The sequence below is a fragment of the Neofamilia massiliensis genome, assembly GCF_001299475.1.
Lineage (GTDB): Bacteria > Bacillota > Clostridia > Tissierellales > Peptoniphilaceae > Neofamilia > Neofamilia massiliensis.
Genome location: NZ_CYUJ01000002.1, coordinates 166,492 through 185,553 on the forward strand (window position 1 = coordinate 166,492; position 19,062 = coordinate 185,553).

Here is a 19,062-nt window from a genome sequence, read left to right on the forward strand (position 1 = left end):
CTTATGAAAACACTAAATAAAATTTTAATCCTTAGCCTACTTATTGTCATTTGCCTTGGACCCACCAAGGCCTTTGCAGATGTTGGACCAAAGCCATCAGTAAATATTGAAATTGAAAACTTGCCAGTAGACAGGGACTTTTATATAACCCTGCTAGCCAAGGAAAAATCAACAGGTCCATATTCTGTCGGCAATGACCTATCAGCCTATAATGAAGATGACCTTCGTCCAGGCTATGAAAAATTTAAAGAGATCAAAGACAAAGACGGCTATAATTTTTTGGCCTATTTAGAAAAACACAAGGGGCCAGGGACCTTTTCTTGGTCCTACTATCCGCCTAAGGACTTTAAAGTCGCCATTTACGATCCAGAAAAAAATTTACTTTTAATTTCTGAACCTGCTCAGGCCTATGCCTTTAATTCAAATTTTAAAATGGAATATCTTGACTTTGACCTAAGAGACCAGGTCTACTATTTTGAAAATCAAATGACTTTTGAAAAGAACGCTGACTATTTAGGAGAAATAAAGGCCTTTGCCTTGAGGCTGGCGTTGACTATTGTAATTGAATATTTAGTGGCCCTGATTTTATTTAGGCCAACAGCCTACCAAAGAAAGCTTATAATAAAGACCAATGTTCTTACCCAAGGTCTTTTAAATTTAGGGATAAGTTTTATTTTATACTACCTAGGCTTCCTTGCCTTTTTCTTAATTTTCATTCCTCTAGAGTTAATTGTTTTTATTATTGAAGGAATGATTTATAAGAAAAAATTAAATCAAAATCTGCCAGCAGGAAAGAAAGAAGTGCCAGCTTATCTCTACGCTTTTTTAGCCAACTTGGCTTCAGGCCTTGGCGGTTATTACCTAGTGAGGTATTTGACATTTTAATCCTAAAATAAATTTTAGAGGCCAGCAGCCTCTAATTTTTTTGCAAACAAACAAAACAAAAAAAGGTCTGGAAATCCAGACCTAAAATTTTATTCATAAATATAAGACTCTCTATCAATTTGTCCTACCATATAGGCTTTTTCTTTTGACAAGTCTAAAACAGTAGTGTCTGCGAAAATATCTGAAAGACTTTGCTTCCTTTCTGTAAAGGCAATAAGCAAGTACAATAAAAACAAAATCCCATAAGTGTGGATAAACCTGCCGAAAAATTCTCTAGTTACAACTTGGGGCAGGGTCAAATCATTTCCATCTAGGGAAACTACCTTTAAATTAAAAACCATTTTTCCCAAACTTTGACCGCCAGTAAAATAAGTTGTCAAAGTAAAATATAAAAGATAGAAAAAAGTTGAAAGGCCAGCATAAAGTCCCTGAGACTTAAGGTCAAATAAGTTGAAAATTAAGTTGACAACTATGCCAGCAGCGGCAGTGGTAATTATAGAGTCAAAGACAAAGGCGAAAAATCTTCTAAAGAACCCTGCATAAAGTTCCTTAGGATAAAAGTCCTTGCCTTGGTCGTTTTCAAAATAAAGCGGATAGTTTTCCTTGACCTTGTCTCTAACTTTTTCTCTCTTTAAAAAGTCGTCAATGTCTTCTTTATGCTCTTCATCTTTAAAGACAAAGGCCCCACGGCTGGTCTCAAAATCTTCAGCTGTCTTATCTAATTCTTCAATATGATCTTTTTTCTCTTCTAAGTCCTCATTAAAATTAAAATCCTTGTTCATTAGAAACCTCCATAAAGGTAGTAGGCCCTAGGATGTGCTTGCTCTTGCTTTTCAATAAAATACTTAAGGTCGCCAAGTTCAGACTTAGAACTTAAGAAAGAAGAAAAAGGTCCAAAGATTTCTGATAGAGAATCAGTTGGCAGACTGTATCTAAAAACACTTGGATAGATAATATTGTTGTCTTCTATCAAGGCTTCAAGGGCGTCGTTAGTATTTCCAATTTTGTCAACTAAACCATTGTCAAGAGCCTGTTTAGCAGAATAAATTCTACCATCTGCAATTTCGCGGACTCTTTCTTCAGGAATGTCCCTACCTTCAGCAACTATTTTTACAAAACGGTCATAAGACTCGTTAATTAAACTCATCCAAATAGCAACTTCTTCTTCAGATGGTTCCTTATAAGGAGAGCCCATGGCCTTGTTTCTACCAGAAGCGTAGATGTGAGACTTCACTCCATATTTTTCCATAAGGCCAGCATAGTCCATAGTTTGAGAAATTACACCAATAGACCCAGTCCAAGTTTCAGGATTTGCAAAAATCTTGTCAGCATCAGCAGCAACATAGTAGCCACCAGAAGCAGCCAAGTTTTTCATATAAACATAAATTGGAATGCCTGAGTCCTTGATCTTAAGTAACTTTTCTCTAATTTCAGCAGACTCATAAACTCCACCACCAGGTGAATTAATTGTAAACAAAATCCCCTTAATAGTAGGATCGTCTAAAACCTTGTCTAACTGCTTTAAAAAGAAGTCGTGGTTGTAACCTCCGCCAGCAAAACTGTAGCCTGACCCAGCCATAATAGCTCCATCTAAGTTCAGGACCAAGACCCTTTCGTTTTTAGATCCAGCTTGGATTTCTTTTTCCTTAATGCTCTTAAGCGATTCGCCTAAAAACTTTTCATAAAAACCAGAAAGCTCTTCAGAGTTTAATTCTTCCTTGGTCTTAAATTTTGGCACAGAAATCGAAATTACTAAAATAATAAAGGAAATTCCTGCAGCCAACCAGCGTTTTTTGTTCATAATGTTTTCTCCCTTTAAAAAAATTTATTAATTACACTTATTTAATACCCGAAAAGACTTTTCTTATTCTAAAGATTCTTTCCTGTGACCAGCCATCTTCAAATAGAAAAAGGAATTTAAGAAAACGGCAACCACAATAGAAAAGAAAAATATTAAAAGGGCAGTTGAAAAAGTTTCAGGACTAGACCCTCTAGCATCGAAAAACTTTCCTAGGCCTTGCATATAAAAAGCCGATCCAAAAAAGTTAAAGGCATTAAAGACGCCAACAAAAACTGACGTAAAGGCCACAGGTGCATAGTCAGTAAGAGTTGTAAAGGCATTTGAAATTGTCGTAATATTTAAAGCACCAATAATAAGAGCCAGTAACAAAACTAAAATAAATGGAGTGTCTTTAGGAAGAAAGGCTGACAATAACCAAAGAAGGGCAATTAAAAGCGATTGAATAACCAGAGCCTTGTGCCTGCCGATTTTGTCAGCAACTTTTCCAGAAATAGGCGAGTAGACAATGCCGCCAATAGACATAACCATCATCAAAAACGAAGCACGAGTGAGATCTAAGCCAAGATAGTCAGTATAATAAAGGGGACCCCACAAAGAGAAAAATGCCTGCCTGGCCCCATAAGAAGTTAGGCCATAAAACAAGAGGGAAATAAAAAACCAAGTAAAATATGGATTCTTCTCTTCGTTTTCATTATTAACGGCAACCTTTTTGCCAGAAATTTTTTCGTCCTCTAAAAACAGTGACGCAATAAGTAAAATAAAAGTAAAGACAATAAAGCCCCAGTAAATACTAGAAATTGAAAAATTATTTAAAAGAATTTCATAAGGCGAAGTAGAAAGAAGGGATCCAACATTACCAATGGCCAAATAAATTCCCAGATAAAAAGAAAGACTTCTAACATCAAACCACTGGCGAATAAGGTGGAGGCCAGGAACATAATAACCAGAAACAGCCAGGCCAATTAAAAACCTACCAAGTAGTAGCTCTGAAAAAGTTTTTGCCCTGCCGAAAAAGAAAGAACCGACAATTAATAAAACCAGGCAGACTTGAATAATTTTTCTGCCTCCATACTTAGAAGTTAAAAATCCCAGGGGAATTTGAGTCAGCCCATAAATATAAAAGACGATGGCCCCTAAAAGTCCAATTTGACTATTAGAAATATTTAAAGACTCAACTAGAAAAGGAGCCATAATTGCCATGGACTGCCTGTGAAAATTCGCCAATAAATACGAAAGGCCAATAACAATCAAAGAAAAAATCGATTTTTTATAAGAAACTTCATAAGCTCTCAAAACATTCCCCTCCTGTGATCCAAGAAATCATCTAACATTTGTGATATAATATATTTTAACACAAAAGCTTGAAAAAGACGGAGGTAAATAATGGATTTACAAAAAAACAACCAAATTGAAATACTAGTTGCAGACGACGAAAACGCAATAGCAGATATAATAAAATTCAACCTAGAAAAACAAGGCTTTAAGCTTAGAACAGCCAACGACGGAGAAGAAACATTAGAAAAAATTTCTCAAAAAGCACCAGACCTTCTAATCCTCGACATAATGATGCCAAAGAAAAACGGCTTCGAAGTTTTAGAAACCCTTAGACAAAAATATAAATTCCCAGTAATAATCCTAACAGCCAAAGAAGAAGAATCAGATAAGATTCACGGCCTAGAATTAGGAGCAGACGACTACATGGTAAAACCATTTTCAATAAACGAACTAATAGCCAGAGTAAAGGCAAATCTTCGCCGCCTTGACTTCCAAAACCCAGAACACAACGTAGACCAAATAACTTACAAGGACCTATCCCTTGACCTAGGAAAATACGAACTAAAAAAACGTGGTGAAGTTATCGACCTAACAGTAAGAGAATTTGAACTCTTAAAATACCTGGCCCTTAGACAAGACCAAGTAGTCTCAAGAGAAACACTTTTAACAGACGTTTGGGGCTACGAACACTTTGGCGACATAAGAACAGTAGACGTAACAGTCAGACGTCTAAGAGAAAAAGTCGAAGACAAAGACGGCGAACCAAAGTACATTAAAACAAAAAGAGGACTCGGCTACTACTTCGGAGGTTAAACTTGTTAAAAAGTATAAGAGTAAGATTAATAGCCATCTACTTCACCCTAGTTTTAGTAGCTATGATGATAGTTGGTATATTCATCGTAAACAAACTAGAAAACACCCAGGTCCTATCAATGGAAAAAGACATGCTGACAACGGCATCGACAATGGTATCATCATCAGAGAAATTTTCCTCCCTAGATTGGATAGCAAAAAAAGGCCAAATCCAAAAACTCCTAGAAGACTGGAAAATAAACTCGACCTATCAGCTCTACGCAATATTTGATCCCAAAGACCCAAAGATAGTCGCCTCAGTAAACGTAAACTCAAAAATAGAAGACTTAGCCCCAGCCCTATCCTATAAGGGTCTAGAACCAGATTTAATATTCTCAGCCTTCCAAGGGCAGACAGAAAAACTAACCAGGTCCAACCAAGAAAACAGACTAGGAGACCTGCATCTTGCCTACCCAATTTATAACTACGAAGGCCAAGTAAACGCAATCTTCTATATGATAGGAAATCTAGAATCCATAAACAACTTGCTCTTTGATTCGAAAAAAATAATCCTATCAGCAGGCCTAGTTGCCCTTGTGGCATCAATAATCCTAGGCCTTATTTTGTCGTCTACAATTACAAACCCAATAAGAGACCTGACAAAAAAAGTAGCAGTAGTAGCAAAAGGCGACTACTCCCAAAAAGTAGCAGTAAAATCTGACGACGAAATCGGAAAACTAGCCCAGATTTTTAACTTCTTCACCGACCAGCTCCAAGACACAATGTCAACAATGGAAGTAGAAAGAGCAAAATTAAACACCATATTCGAATATATGGCAGAAGGAGTATTGGCAATAGATACAAACAACAAACTCATTCACGTAAACCAAGTCGCCAAAGAAATATTAAAAATAGAAGACCTAGACATAAAATACCACAAACTAAACTTACAAAAACTAAACATCTACAACATCGACTACAAAAACAGACAAACCCTAGAAGGAGTCGTCTCCACAACCATAGACGGCAGACACTATAACCTAATTTACGGTCCCTACCTAGACGACCTAGGCCTAGTCTCAGGAATAATAATCGTCTTCCAAGACGTCTCAAAAGAACACAGACTAGACCAAATGCGAAAAGACTTTGTAGCAAATGTTTCCCACGAACTAAAAACTCCACTAACCACAATAAAAACCTATACAGAAACCCTAATGGAATCCGACATGGATAAAGACGTAGAGAAAAACTTCTTAGGAATAATAGACAAAGAAACAAACAGAATGACCAGACTAGTCCAAGACCTATTAGAACTATCAAACATAGACTCAGACGCTTGGAAAATAGACCTAGAAAAAATAAACCTAAACACCCTAATCGACTCCTGCGTAAAATCCTTAGAAACCCTAAGAGCAGAAAAATCAATAATCCTAGAAAAGAAAATCCACACCGACAACCTTATAATCACAAACCACAGAGACTCCCTAGAGAAGATCTTTATGAATATACTCTCAAACGCCTATAAGTACACCGAGTACCAAGGCGCAGTCCAAATAGAACTAATGGACTACAAAGACTCCTTTAAACTAACAGTAAAAGACAACGGCATCGGCATTCCATACGCCGACCAAAAACACATCTTCGAAAGATTTTATAGAGTAGAAAAAGGAAGATCTAGAAAAGCAGGCGGAACAGGCCTAGGCCTATCAATAGCAAAAGAATTAGTCGAAAAACTAGGCGGCACAATAATATTAAAATCAAAACCAAACATAGGAACAGAAATCAGTCTGATCTTTAAAAAAGAATTGGAGGGCCTAAATGAAAGATAAACTACAAACCCTAACCATCTTCATCCTCCTACTAAGCTCAGTCTATTTACTATTTTTAAACTTTGGCATGAAACCCAAAGACTTATTACAAAGCACAAAACTAGAAGCAGAAGAAGACCAAGTACGCCCAGCCCAAGACCTAATGGAAGACGCAATAAAACCAGAAAGCCTGGCCATAAACTTTGGATCAGGCCACCACACTCTAATAGACAACCCCCTAAAAGACGGCTACTGGGACGACATAAAAGAAATAATAAAACAAATCTTCCAAGAAAAAGGCAAAAGCACCATGGCCCTAGACTCAATATCAGAAGATTTATACAGCCAACTCTTAGACCAAAGATCCATCTACATGGAATTTAACGAAGGCCTAACAACCCTAACGATCCTAAACGCCCTCAAAGCAGAAAACAATAGTCAGCTAGTAGAAAAATTCCCAAAAATACAGAGCCTCTATATATCCCTAGAAAAACCCTTTGTAGTAATAAAAAACGAAGACAACATAAAACTACTAACCTTTGACGACCTAAAAACAGAAAACCTAAACATAAAAGTAGCAAATCTTTTCTTAGACGGCTACAATCCCTACGACTTAAGTGGAGAAATCTTAGAAAACAAAAACACAAACTATATAGGAAGAATATCCGAACATAAGATAGAAAAAATAACCTATCAAAATTTATTACAAACCCTAGACGACCAACAAATAGAAAACATAATAAAAAAATTCTTCAAAAAAGACCTAAACCTAATAAGAGAAATAAAAGAAGAAGGCATCCAAACCATCTACGTCGACGGAGACAAAATCCTAAAAATCACAAACCAAGGAAGAATCTCCTACTACGACCCCCAAATACCAAAAATAAAAGAACGAAACCTATACATCTCCCTAGAAACAGCCCTCTCTTTTATATCAGACACCCTAGGCATCGACGACAGCCTGTACTTAAAAGAAATAAAAGAAGTCGAACAAAAAGGCCGCCCAGGCTTTAAAATAATCTTCGGCAAATCCGCAGGAAACTACAAAGTAGAAATCGCAGACGAAAACATAAAAGACTACCTAGAAGTAGACGTCTACAACAACCACATAAACAGAATATCCAAATACTTTAGAGGCCATGCAGAAGAAAGAAAAACCTATATAAAAGTAGGAGAAGACCAAAACCTAGAAGCAGTCATAAGAAGAAATATAAAACAAATAAACCAAAACCTAAAACGCGGCCCCCTAAACCAAGACCAAATCCTAAAACAAATACAAGAAGCCAACATAATCTACAAAGACAAAGGCGACCAAACCCCCCTAGACCTCTACTGGCAAATCAAAATCCAAGACCAGATAATAGAACTAAAAATAGAAAATTAATTTTTGTTAGGAGAGTAAAGAAAGCGAAGAAAGGGGACAGTCCCTTCGGGTGCGAAAGTTAGGGGACATTCCTTTAGGTGTGTCCCCGTTTAATCAAAACAAACTCAGCATACGGCGAAGCTAGCGCTAGCTCCAATTATTTTAAAAGAAAGAAAGATTAACGAGCAGAAAAAACCTTGCCAACAGCGAAGCAGCCTTCCGCAGGAACAGTTTAGGGTGAAAGGGGAGGAGGGTCTCGGGAGGAGGCGATGAGGGAGAATCTGACTCCCTTAGCCTCCTCCTGAGTTACTGAGAATTATTTTGTTAAAGAGAAAGATTATGCGTCATAGTAAAGTGAGACAACAGCGAAGCCTAAACCCAAACTCGTTCGTTAACAAAAACAACTAAGAAAAGAAACTGTCTCACTCAAACGGCGAAGCTAATCACAAATAACTAAAATAAAAATTAAAAATCAAAACTTGACAACACGTATAAAGATACGTACAATAAAAATGTAAGGAGAAAACTTCTTATGAAAAATTACAACTCAAGAGAAATAATTAGAATACTAAAAAATCATGGTTGTATAGAAAAGGGAGATGCAAAAGGCAGTCATGTATTAATGATAAATCCATCTAATCCCAGCCTAGGAAAAGTTACAATTCCACACCCTAGGAAGAGCTTTCCAATAAAAACATTAAAAAGCATTTCAAAACAAACAGGGATAGAACTTTAGTCCCAAGTTAAAACTAAGAGGTGAAAAAATGAAAGACAGATATATATATCCAGCAATCTTTGATTATGCAGAAGATGGAATCAGCATAGAATTTCCAGACTTGCCAGGATGCTTATCCTGTGCAGACACAGACGAAGAAGCCCTTTACATGGCTAAAGACGTACTAGGCTTATGGATGGATAATCTAGAAAGAGACAAAGAACTAATCCCGCAAGCAAGTAGATTAGAAGACATACAACTAGAGTCTAACCAAAGATCGGTATTAATAGAAGTCTGGATGCCAACAATTAGAAAAGCAATAGACAACAAATCAATTAAGAAAACTCTAACAATACCACAATGGCTAGACATAAGAGCTAGAGAAGAAGACATTAACTTTTCATTCATCTTACAAGAAGCCTTAAAAAAAGAATTAAACATAAAATAATAATTAAAGGGGACATTGATTAAATCAAGTCCCCTTATCACTACATAAAGGAGAAAAAAATGGACTGGAAAAAAACAAAAAACCAAATAATACTAATCCTACTAATCCTAAACCTAAGCCTCCTAGGCCTCTACCTAAAAAAAGAAAAAGACCTAAGGCCCTACAAAAACCCAGAAGGCACAATAAAAAACCTAGAAGAAAACCTAAAAGAAAAAGGAATAAAACTAAAAACCGAGATCCCAACCAACCCAGTAAAAGAAAAACCCCTAATCGTAAAATACCAAGAAGAAAACATAAAAACCATAAATGAAAAATACTTCGGCGGCACAGGAGACATTGACATAAGAGAAAACATAACAACAATCTCAAAAGACCAAGAAGAAATCACGATCATAAACAACAGAAGATTCCTCTACGAAAACTATAAAAAAGAAAACAAAAAGTACGAAAACACCAAAGAAAAAGCCCTGGCCTTCCTAGAAGAAAAAAAGATCGACACAAGCGACATGCTACTATCAAAAATAACAGAAGAAAAAACCGTCACCACCTACGAATTCTTAAAAACCTACAAAGACAAAATCCTAGAAACATCCTACCTAAGACTAACCCTAGAAGGCGGTACAGTCACAAAAATGGATAGCCTCTGGATCGAAGTCATCCAAGAAGAAAAAGACAAAATCCAAATCGAGCCAGCCTACAAAGCCCTCTTCGCCCTCACAAACACAGACGAAAACAAAGGAAAGACGATTGAGGAAATAAAAGTCTGCTACTACTTCAACCCAGAAGAACAAGGCCTCCTAGAAGACAACACCAAAGCAGAACAAGGAAGAGCCATACCCGCCTGGAGAATAAAATTCACAGACGGCACAATAAAAATCCTAGACAACTTTTAAAAAAAATAAGGGGACAGTCCTTCACCTGTGTCCCCATTGAAATTGACAAAACCATTAACTTATGATATATTTAAATTGAAGAAAAAGTGGTGTACGCAGCCATTAAATGCGAATGAAAAAAGCGGTGTACGCAGCCACCAAATGCGAATGAAAAATAAGTTAATTTAATTTAAGTTTTATTTATTCATAGCCTTTATAAGACTAATTACTAGGTTCAATAAGGTTAGTAGAATCATGATTGATTCGATAGCGGGGACAGTCCTTTAGGTCTGTCCCCGTTGTCAATGAGTCTGATTGTATATAATCTAGCCGCAAAACTTTCTTTTCCAAAAACCAAGCAACTTGACAATAGTTTCAAATATGATAAAATAAAAATACAAAGATGACAGGTGTGACGGTTCCGACACCTCAAGAAAAAATAAAAATTGACCGAGCGATGACAGGTGTGACGGTTCTGACACCTCAAGAAAAAATAAAAATTGACCGAGAGAAGAAAAATGAGGGAGGCAACTCCCTCATTTTAAATTATAAAGAGGCTTATAATGGATTATATACAAGAAATATATAAACTCAGTACAAAGTTTTATAAAGACTATAGCTCATATAAAGAAATATTGACCAACGATAAAAGAAGTTACAATTGTTTAATATTAAAAAGCAAAGAAGATTATTTCATATGCGTTCCATTTAGAAGTGAAATTACACATAAAAATGCTTACCTATTTAAAAATACAAAACGCTCACAAACTCATAAGTCAGGCTTAGACTACACAAAGATTATATTAATTAAAGACATAGACTATATTGGAACAAATGGACTAGTTGATAATGATGAATATGTTGAAATGATGCAAAACATTAAACAAATATGTCAAGAAGTAAATGAGTATATCGATGGGTATATAAATCATATAGAAAACAATAATGATACAAAACAAAATACAAAAAAATATAAATATACAACACTAAAATATTTTCATGAGATACTAAAAATCTAACAAAAGACAACACACAAGCACTATTATAGCTATGTGTGTTTTTTATTATTTATACAAACAAAAGGGGACATTGCTTCAGCTGTGTCCCCGTTATCAACAAATCGGCTATCGCCATTGGAAAAAAACTTTCTAATACAAAGATTAATGACTTAACGAACACATCGTGGTTAATGCTTCGCTATTAGCAAGCAGAGTTTAAGTAAAATAATCTTTTTCTTGACTTAAAGAGTTCCAGCTCTTAGGGAGGAGAACGAAGGGAAGCTCAAACTCCCTCATGTTCTCCTCCCCAAACCTCTCCTCTTTTTACACCCTGTAGAGCTCTTGCAGAGGGCTGATCGTTGAGTTAGCAGAAATAACTTCAGCTCAATATACAATTGCATTAAAAAAAGTTACTGGAGCTATCGCTTATATATAAAGGAAAAACATTTTTTCTAAAAAACTTTTGCCAACAACGAAGCAGACCACAAACAGCTATTTAACAAGAAAGAATAACGAACAGAAAAAACTCATTCAAACGGCGATAGCCTTCCCCCATATATAATAGAAAACAAAAAACAATCCCAAAACAAAAAACCAAACAAAAACCATAAAAAAACCCTAATTGTAACAATGTTGTAATACTAAAAATAAAAAACCAATATATAATATAAACAAGACGAGAGGGAAAGCCCCACTCGTTTTCACGAACTTTGACAATTAAATATTGGAAAAAGAACTCGTGAATGTTATAATTCTATTGGGGTAAACCCAAAATATTTAAGGAGGTCGGACACGACATGAACAAAAGAATACTTTCACTAGTACTTGCACTTGTAATGGTACTAGGAACATTCGCAGTTGTTTCAGCCGAAGAAGCTAAAGTTGAAAACATTTCACAAGCTAACAAAATCCAATGGCTAGTAGACAACAAAATCGTAGAAGGTCATAAGGTTAACAAAGATGGAGAAAAAGACCTTGATCTTGAAGGAACACTTACAAGAGAACAAGCTACTAAACTAATTGTTTACACAGTAGGCAAAGAAAAATTAGCAGAAGTTCTTCAAGGTGTAATGAAACCATTCCCAGACGTTGACACAGACAGATGGTCAAACGGATTCGTTTCAGTTGCAAGAACTGAAAAGAACGCTAAGACTAACCAACCAATCGTTATTGGTTTCGAAGATGGTAACTTCAAACCTGAAAAAGAATTATCTTATGCAGAACTAGCTACAATGTTAGTAAGAATCGTAAAAAATGACCTAACTAACAAAATGGTAGAAAACGCTGTATGGGCTACTTCTTGGATGAGATGGGCAGAAGAACTTGGAATCCTTGACGGAATAAAAGTTGTTAACTCTGATGCACCTATTTCTAGAAGAGACGCTTTCGAAATGATCTACAACACTAAAGTTGCTCTAGGCGATACTAGATACAACAAAGTTGACTTTGGCGACAAGATGGGTATCATTTCTAAGCTACAAGCTGGAAAAGTTGAAATCAACCAAGATAAAGACATGACATACAACATCACTTATGAAACAGTCTTTACTGATGGAACTAACATTTTTGCATTAGCACAAAACGCTGCAAGACCAGGATCATTAGTAAGATTAATTACTGATAAAGACAACAACGTTCTTTATATGATCGAACTTGGAAACTATACTGATGGTGCTAAAGCTAGAAGATGGGATACAGTTGCAGATTACACAATTTCTTCAATGAGAGCTAACAAAGCAAGATTTGCAGGACATGATGTTCTAGAATTCCACGAAGGAACTAAAGTTAACTTAATGAGCGACACTAGATATTTCGTAGCAGATCCAGCTAACAATTTCTTAAAGGAAATTGATTCATTAACTGATGCTATGAAATATTATGGAGCTTATGATAAGGCTACTAACACATGGGCAAATAAAGAAATTGAAAATGTTTATGCTGGTTATAACAAGACTAAATGGGGTAGAGAAGCTAAAGTTGTAGTATTCAACACTACTCATAAATCTAACACTAAATATAACCTATTAAGAGTTTACACTGACGGAGTTAACTCTCTACACAATGTAACTCTTCAAGATACTGACGGAACATATGTAACTTCTAACTCTTCAAAATACTTCCCAGGAATCTGGTTCCCAGGAAACTGGACATATGATTACATGGATGTAGTAGAATTCAGAACAGTAAAAGAAGGAAATAACGTATTTACTAAACCAGTAAAAGTTATTGACTACAGCGAAGCTAATGTATATGAAGTTGTTAAGTTCAACAGATCTAACAGAGAAATTGAATTAATAGACAAATACAACAGAAAAGCTACTTTCGCAGTTAACCCAGATACAGCTGAATTCCTAGAAGGTCAAACTAGACCAGGAAACCACGTTCAAGTTTCTTTCGCTGATAAAGCTATGAAAGAAATTGATGTTATCTCTAATGTTAACCTTGCTTTAAGAGGAGCTTTAGTTAAAGGTGTAAACACTGAATTAACTAAGAAAGTTAAATTAGATAGAGTTTATGCAGATAATAACTCATACTATGTAGTAGTTAGAGATTTCTTTGATAACGGTGTTTACGGAGCAGCTAGAACTTACAAAGTAACTGCAGATGACTATGAAAAACTTGAAAAATTAGCAAAAGAAGCAAAAGATGTAATTCTAAAAATCACTCTTTCAACTAACGATAACGGATACCAAACTCCAGTAGTTGTTGAATTTGAAGAAGTTTCTAGAAGAGCTAATTCTGAAACTTTCAAGAAGACTATAGAAGGTCTTGTATGGACAAAAGACATGACTGAAGCTAATTACGGAACTCAAGAAAAAGCTGAAGAACTAAGAGAAGAATTAGTAGATGCTATTAATGAGTATAACGGATTAGAAAAATCTGAAAAGAAATCTGTTTCAAAAGAAGCTGGTGATTTAAACACTAAAATTGAAGCTTTCAACAAATTAGAACAAGTTAAAGATGGTTATGTTGAAAAACTTGAAAAAGTTGAAATCGCTAAATAATAAAAGTGCGAAACGTAATTCTATAAGCTAACATTAGCGAAAAGAATTGGGATAAAGCCCTTATACTCAAAAAGTATAGGGGTTTTATTTTTAACTATTTGTATTTATGATAGGTGAAAGTCCTATTTTATGACAATAGTCTTTTAGTCATAAAGCTTAATATCCTGCGCGATGCTTACAGTTTACTTTAGATAAGCACGTGAAGCCAGGTGAAGTCGTAGCCGGTGCAAGTCCGAGCGCGGAGCTCCTAAAAAATGACTATGATTAAGAAAATGAATCCACTAAAGATTAAGAAAGCTAGCTTATATTATCTCTTTAGCTTAGTATAAGCCCCTATAACTGAGATGTTATAGATGATTTGGAAAAAATTTAGACTATTAAATCCAAATTTCTTCTTAATTTTGTGGAAATCTAAGGTCATATAACAAAGGAAAATACAAATGGAACGTTTGAGAGTCTATAAAGGGAGAGAAAGTAAGCTCTGTGATCTTTATAGAAAGTCAGCGGGCTCGTAGTAGCTATGAATACTTGCCGTTAGGATTTTATTGGTAACAATAAAAGAGGATAAAACAAGTAGGAGCCAAGGAGCCTAGTCGGGAAAAATCTCGAGGAATCGCCGTATGCGATGAAAGTCGCACGTGCGGTGAGGACCGGTCGAAATCAAAAGATAGACACGGAATGAACCAGAAAAACCAGTTGAAAAAGACTATACAGAATTAGAAAACAAAGCTAAAGCAGAAACAACAGAAGCTGAAGAAGCAGTTGCAAAAGCTGAAGAAGATCCAACAGCTGAAAACATCGCAGCAGCTGAAGAAGCAGTTGCAAAAGCTTTAGAAGCAGCAAGAAAACTTCCAGAAGATAATACTGTTAGAAAACAATTAGGAAATAAAATTCATAATGAACTAGAACCAGCAGTAAAAGAGCTTAAAGAAGAACAAGCTAAAGAAGAAAAAGTTAAAAAAGAACTTTCTGATGCTATAGCTGAACAAATCAAAGAAGCTACAAAAGCAGAAAATGACTATGTAGATGTTTCTTATGATCCTGAAACAAAAACTACTACAGTAACAGTAAAAGAAGGAAAAGAAGAAACTTTAATCAAAGATGTTAAAAATACTGGTGCTATGGTAGCACTTGATGCTTTAATTAATAATGAAGGTGTAAAAGCTTTTAAAATTAAAGGTTTATTAATTGAAGGCAAAGAAATGGAAATGAAGGACATTTCTGAATTAGATGCTACTACTAGAAAAACATTAATTACTACTTTAATGTATAGTTATCTAGATATGGATGCAACTAAAGCAACCTTAAATGATCTTAAAGGAGTAACAGTTGAAGTTGTTGCAAATATCGAAAAAGACGGTATATCTACAACAGACACTTATACACTAGAATTCAAATAATTAAATTAACATTTAATTAGAACAGAAAAAGAGACTCGCAAGGGTCTCTTTTTTGTGATTTAGGGTACGTTTCTTCAAACAAAACGGGGACACAGCTAAAGCAATGTCCCCGTTTTTATATATCAAATACTTTCCCAAAACTCCTTCCACTCCTTCCAATTATCCTTCGCCATTCTTCCAGGACAGTTCTTCCTAGACGCGTCATAGTGCCTAATAACATTTTTCTTCGGGATCCTATACGTCTGACACAAAAACCTTATTAGCTCTCTCGCTTGGGCCTTGGCTTTTTCAAAATCTGAATCTTCATTTATACATATTTCTATGCCAATTGAATTTGAGTTTGTTATTCCATATCTTCCTTTCCCATCTCCACAATGCCAGGAAACTAAATGTGGGTCTACAGTCTCAACAACATTCCTATCGTCGACGAAGTAGTGGGCAGACGCCGCCCTGTAGCCACCATTAAAATACCTATAATGACTAAGAGCCCCAGCACCCCTTCTAGGATTTCCCGTATCGTGAACGACAATATATCTCATTTCATTAATTCTTCTACTATAATTGTACCTAATTGGTAATTTGTTTATAATCATTTTTCCTCCTTGATATAAATTCTAAGGGCAAAGCCCTTTTTTGTTTTTTTCTTTTTTCTTTTCAAAATTCTTTTCCATTTCAACGAGGACAGGCCCGAAGGGACAGTCCCCTTACATTTTGGCCTTTGCTCCACATATCATAGTTAGGGGACATTCCTTTAGGTGTGTCCCCGGTGAAAACCATCTTACATTCCCTTGTCGGGTATAATTGCTTCGCCATATTCTAAAATACTCTTCTTCATTGTTTGTTCTCTTAGCTAAATTAATTGTGGTTTGCTATCGCCATGTGCTAAGTTTATTCTTGTTCTTATTCATTTTATTTTCTGACAAGTTGTGGTAGCTATCGCCGCTTTCTTTCTTTATTATTGTTTAATTGCTCTTTCTAATAGCCTAAATAATCTCAGCTCTTGGGGAAGGGAACGAAGGGAGTTGAAGCCCTAGCCAAAATCTCTGATTTTGTAGCAGGTCTCATGCCAAGAATTCCCAAGAGACCGACCAAAGGGAGAGTCGATTGGCTAGAATTCGACGGCCTAGTATTCTCCCTCAACGCCTCCTCCCGAGACCCTCCTCCCCTTACACCCTAAACTGTTCCTGCGGAAAGCTGCTTCGCCGTTTGCTAAAAGAAATTTGGGTTTTTAATCTTTCTCTTAATCTGTGGACTGTGGTTACTCTTTTATTTTTGAAAATATTTTTGTAGATATAAAAAGCGATAGCTCCAGTAAAGTTAAATAACATAATTAAATTATGAGCTGATTTGTTTTTGATACCACGAAGATCAGCCCTCTGCAAGAGCTCTACAGGGTGTAAAAAGGGGTGGGGACTGGGGAGGGGAACATGAGGGAGTTTGAGCTTCCCTTCGTTCCCCTCCCCACTTTACCTAAATTATTTTAAAAGAAAGAAAGAATTTTTTCCTTTAATTAATTTTGCTAACAGCGAAGCTTTAACCACAAATTGTTAGTTAACGAAATATACTTTGCTTGACAATAACTTTAATAAACGGCGAAGCAATTTACTTTTGTTCTAACGGGGACACACCTAAAGGTATGTCCCCATTAATTGGAACATTTTGTTAGTTAAAAGAAAGTTGTTTTTTTAAAACACTTTCTCAGCTTTTTTATTGCTTTTTTGTGAATTCTACTTACACTTGTAGGGGAAAGATCCATTTCCTTTGCTAGATCTTTTAAAGGGATATTTTTAAAATAATATCCTTTTATAACGAAAGCCTCGTCTTCTTCTAATACTTTTAATTTTTCTCTTATAAAATCTCTTCTCTCTATTTCTTCATAAGTTTTTTCTAAGTCTTCATCTGCTGGGACCTTGTCTTTTAGTTCAAAGCCGTCTTCGTCTTTTTCTTCTAAACTTAGATGATTTTTAAAGGCCTTGGCCTGGTCTAGGCAGTACCAGGTGCAAAGCTTTTTTATATAATAGGGAAGTCTGGCTTCGCTTTCTTCATAAGTCTTTAGTGCCTCAAGGGTTAGGACAATGAGATCTTGGTTAAGATCCTCAGCGCCGAGATAATAAAATTTCCTACAAAGAGATTTTCTAAGCGGCTCGTAGTCTTTTATTATTTTTATTTTTTCTTCCTCGTCCATAAGACAACTCCTTTCTTTTTTTGTTAAATCAGGAACGTTGTTGGTTCAACGGGGACAGGCCACAAGGGACAGTCCCCTTAAAAATTGACCCTTGCTCCACACAGTGTGGGGACATTGCTTCAGCTGTGTCCCCTTTTTCTCGACAACTCGGCTTCGCCATTTGCTAAAATTATTTTCTGTTCTTAAATCCTTCTCTTAGATTTTTTTAATTAGAGCTAACGCTAGCTTCGCCGTTTTCTTAAATTACTTTGATTTAAAAATTTTTTGTTAGCTTACTGATTGTGGTGGCTGTCGCCGTATTCTGGCTATGTTTTTGTGTAATTACTTTTTCCTTTTAACATAATGACTTCCAGCTCTTGGGGAGGAGAACGAAGGGAAGCTCAAACTCCCTCATGTTCTCCTCCCCAAACCCTACCTCTTTTTACACCCTGTAGAGCTCTTGCAGAGGGCTGGCCGTTGTGTTAGCAAAAATTATTGTCACTCATTAACTTTTTGTATTTGCCAAAGTTGTTGGAGCTAGCGCTAGCTTCGCCGTTTGAAGTAGTTTTTTCTCTTCTTTGCTCTACTTAATAATAGAAATAATTGGAGCTATCGCTTTTTTATTTTGAACAACATCAAACCATTTTCATCATCTCCTTTCGATCCCTATATTAATAGAAGATAAAATAATTTCCTAAGTCTGCCTTTGGCGGAAGTTTGCTTCTCTTTAGAAACTTTTTAAAGATTCCTCTGACTTCTTCTTACTTTTTAATTTCTCCTAAAATTTTTCCCGACTTTTTAAAAAGTCCTTGTGAAAGTTTTTCTCTCTTTTTTCTATTTATCTAGTGTAAGGAGGTGATAAGAATGGCAACTGCAACTATTACTAAAAATCAGCTTAGGCTAGAGTTTGATAACGGCACAACTGCTGACGGTAAACAAAAGTTTAAGGCTAAAACTTTTTCTAATGTCAACACTAGTGCTACTGATGACAATCTTCTTGTTGCTGCTAGGGCTATTGATGGTCTTACTGCTAAGGAACTAGTGAAAACTAAGAAGGTTGTTACTAGCGAAATTAATGAGTAGGTGATTGAAAATTTTTTTGAGGAGGTGATTAGATGTCTAAGGTTTTATATCTAGAGTTTGCAAATGAAGGCGGAGATGCCTTTCGTATGTCTCTTAATGATCCTAAAGATGACCTTAACGAAGATCTTGTTAAGGAAAAGATGGGTCTTATTATCCAGGCAGATGTTTTTGCAAGCAAGGGAGAAAAAATCTCTGTGGCCAAAAAGGCCTATGTTGTTGAAAGACAAGTTACTGATATATTTTAAGGAGGGGTTAGATGGAAATGTGGTTGAGTTTAATTACTGACTTAGGATTTCCAATTGCCATTACCTTGTTTCAACTTTTTAAACTTGACAAGTCTTTGCAAGATTTAAAGGACGAAATTAGTAAGTTGTCTATGGAAATAAGAGACGCTGGAAAATAATCCAGCGTCTTTTTAGTAAGAAGAAAACCCCCAGTTAGACTGGGGGTTCA

At 35.8% G+C, this 19,062-nt stretch carries 18 protein-coding genes; 13 read left to right on the plus strand and 5 right to left on the minus strand.

Annotation, left to right across the window (positions count from 1 at the left end; all coding sequences use genetic code 11):
* Positions 1-3 precede the first annotated feature (3 nt).
* On the plus strand, positions 4-885 hold the full coding sequence (locus BN2667_RS00750; protein ID WP_054251435.1) for a hypothetical protein: 882 nt from the start codon (positions 4-6) through the stop codon (positions 883-885).
* Positions 886-974: 89 nt separating this feature from the next.
* On the opposite strand, the gene BN2667_RS00755 is transcribed toward BN2667_RS00750, so the two are convergent.
* From BN2667_RS00755 to BN2667_RS00765, 3 genes are all read right to left on the minus strand, one after another.
* A complete protein-coding gene (locus BN2667_RS00755) occupies positions 975-1,667 on the minus strand; it encodes an RDD family protein (RefSeq protein WP_054251436.1) in 693 nt (230 codons plus the stop codon).
* Complete coding sequence (gene sppA, locus BN2667_RS00760) at positions 1,667-2,686, minus strand: signal peptide peptidase SppA (protein WP_054251437.1); 1,020 nt, start codon at positions 2,684-2,686, stop codon at positions 1,667-1,669. Before sppA ends, BN2667_RS00755 begins: the two co-directional genes overlap by 1 nt.
* Positions 2,687-2,749: 63 nt before the next feature.
* Positions 2,750-3,979, minus strand: a complete 1,230-nt coding sequence (locus BN2667_RS00765) for an MFS transporter (RefSeq protein WP_054251438.1) — start codon at positions 3,977-3,979, stop codon at positions 2,750-2,752.
* A gap of 90 nt (positions 3,980-4,069) precedes the next feature.
* Between BN2667_RS00765 and BN2667_RS00770 the strand changes: the two genes are divergently transcribed.
* The 9 genes from BN2667_RS00770 (at position 4,070) to BN2667_RS00810 (ending at position 15,362) form a co-directional block, all read left to right on the plus strand.
* Complete coding sequence (locus tag BN2667_RS00770) at positions 4,070-4,774, plus strand: response regulator (RefSeq protein WP_054251439.1); 705 nt, start codon at positions 4,070-4,072, stop codon at positions 4,772-4,774.
* A 2-nt stretch (positions 4,775-4,776) separates the two neighbouring features.
* The gene (locus BN2667_RS00775) at positions 4,777-6,582 is read left to right on the plus strand and encodes a sensor histidine kinase (protein ID WP_054251440.1); all 1,806 of its coding nucleotides are present in this window, start codon (positions 4,777-4,779) and stop codon (positions 6,580-6,582) included.
* A complete protein-coding gene (locus BN2667_RS00780) occupies positions 6,572-7,945 on the plus strand; it encodes a hypothetical protein (protein WP_054251441.1) in 1,374 nt (457 codons plus the stop codon). The genes BN2667_RS00775 and BN2667_RS00780 overlap by 11 nt, the downstream gene beginning before the upstream one ends.
* 511 nt (positions 7,946-8,456) lie before the next feature.
* The gene (locus BN2667_RS00785) at positions 8,457-8,660 is read left to right on the plus strand and encodes a type II toxin-antitoxin system HicA family toxin (RefSeq protein WP_054251442.1); all 204 of its coding nucleotides are present in this window, start codon (positions 8,457-8,459) and stop codon (positions 8,658-8,660) included.
* A 28-nt stretch (positions 8,661-8,688) separates the two neighbouring features.
* Entirely contained in the window at positions 8,689-9,087 is a 399-nt protein-coding gene (locus BN2667_RS00790; RefSeq protein ID WP_054251443.1) for a type II toxin-antitoxin system HicB family antitoxin, read from the plus strand.
* Positions 9,088-9,146: 59 nt separating this feature from the next.
* Positions 9,147-9,980: a two-component system regulatory protein YycI gene (gene yycI / locus BN2667_RS00795; protein ID WP_054251444.1), complete on the plus strand. Its 834-nt coding sequence runs from the start codon at positions 9,147-9,149 to the stop codon at positions 9,978-9,980.
* Between the two features lie 542 nt (positions 9,981-10,522).
* On the plus strand, positions 10,523-10,978 hold the full coding sequence (gene tenpIN / locus BN2667_RS00800) for a type III toxin-antitoxin system TenpIN family toxin (protein ID WP_054251445.1): 456 nt from the start codon (positions 10,523-10,525) through the stop codon (positions 10,976-10,978).
* Positions 10,979-11,754: 776 nt separating this feature from the next.
* Positions 11,755-13,962 (plus strand): hypothetical protein, encoded by a 2,208-nt coding sequence (locus tag BN2667_RS00805; RefSeq protein ID WP_054251446.1) that lies wholly within the window; start codon positions 11,755-11,757, stop codon positions 13,960-13,962.
* Positions 13,963-15,083: 1,121 nt separating this feature from the next.
* The gene (locus BN2667_RS00810) at positions 15,084-15,362 is read left to right on the plus strand and encodes a hypothetical protein (RefSeq protein WP_054251447.1); all 279 of its coding nucleotides are present in this window, start codon (positions 15,084-15,086) and stop codon (positions 15,360-15,362) included.
* A gap of 122 nt (positions 15,363-15,484) precedes the next feature.
* Here the strand turns inward: BN2667_RS00810 and BN2667_RS00815 are convergent, their stop codons facing one another.
* Both BN2667_RS00815 and BN2667_RS00820 read right to left on the minus strand, forming a co-directional pair.
* Positions 15,485-15,955 carry a peptidoglycan recognition protein family protein gene (locus BN2667_RS00815; RefSeq protein ID WP_054251448.1) on the minus strand — a complete coding sequence of 157 codons (471 nt, stop codon included), beginning with the start codon at positions 15,953-15,955 and terminating at the stop codon, positions 15,485-15,487.
* A 1,073-nt stretch (positions 15,956-17,028) separates the two neighbouring features.
* Positions 17,029-17,547, minus strand: coding sequence for a sigma-70 family RNA polymerase sigma factor (locus tag BN2667_RS00820; RefSeq protein WP_054251449.1), 519 nt, complete (start codon positions 17,545-17,547; stop codon positions 17,029-17,031).
* Positions 17,548-18,390: 843 nt separating this feature from the next.
* Between BN2667_RS00820 and BN2667_RS00825 the strand changes: the two genes are divergently transcribed.
* The 3 genes from BN2667_RS00825 to BN2667_RS09105 are packed head-to-tail and all read left to right on the plus strand — an operon-like array spanning position 18,391 to position 19,012.
* The gene (locus BN2667_RS00825; RefSeq protein ID WP_054251450.1) at positions 18,391-18,609 is read left to right on the plus strand and encodes a DUF1659 domain-containing protein; all 219 of its coding nucleotides are present in this window, start codon (positions 18,391-18,393) and stop codon (positions 18,607-18,609) included.
* Between the two features lie 32 nt (positions 18,610-18,641).
* Positions 18,642-18,854, plus strand: a complete 213-nt coding sequence (locus BN2667_RS00830; protein WP_054251451.1) for a DUF2922 domain-containing protein — start codon at positions 18,642-18,644, stop codon at positions 18,852-18,854.
* A gap of 11 nt (positions 18,855-18,865) precedes the next feature.
* A complete protein-coding gene (locus BN2667_RS09105; RefSeq protein ID WP_082380150.1) occupies positions 18,866-19,012 on the plus strand; it encodes a YvrJ family protein in 147 nt (48 codons plus the stop codon).
* The last annotated feature ends 50 nt before the right edge of the window (positions 19,013-19,062 follow it).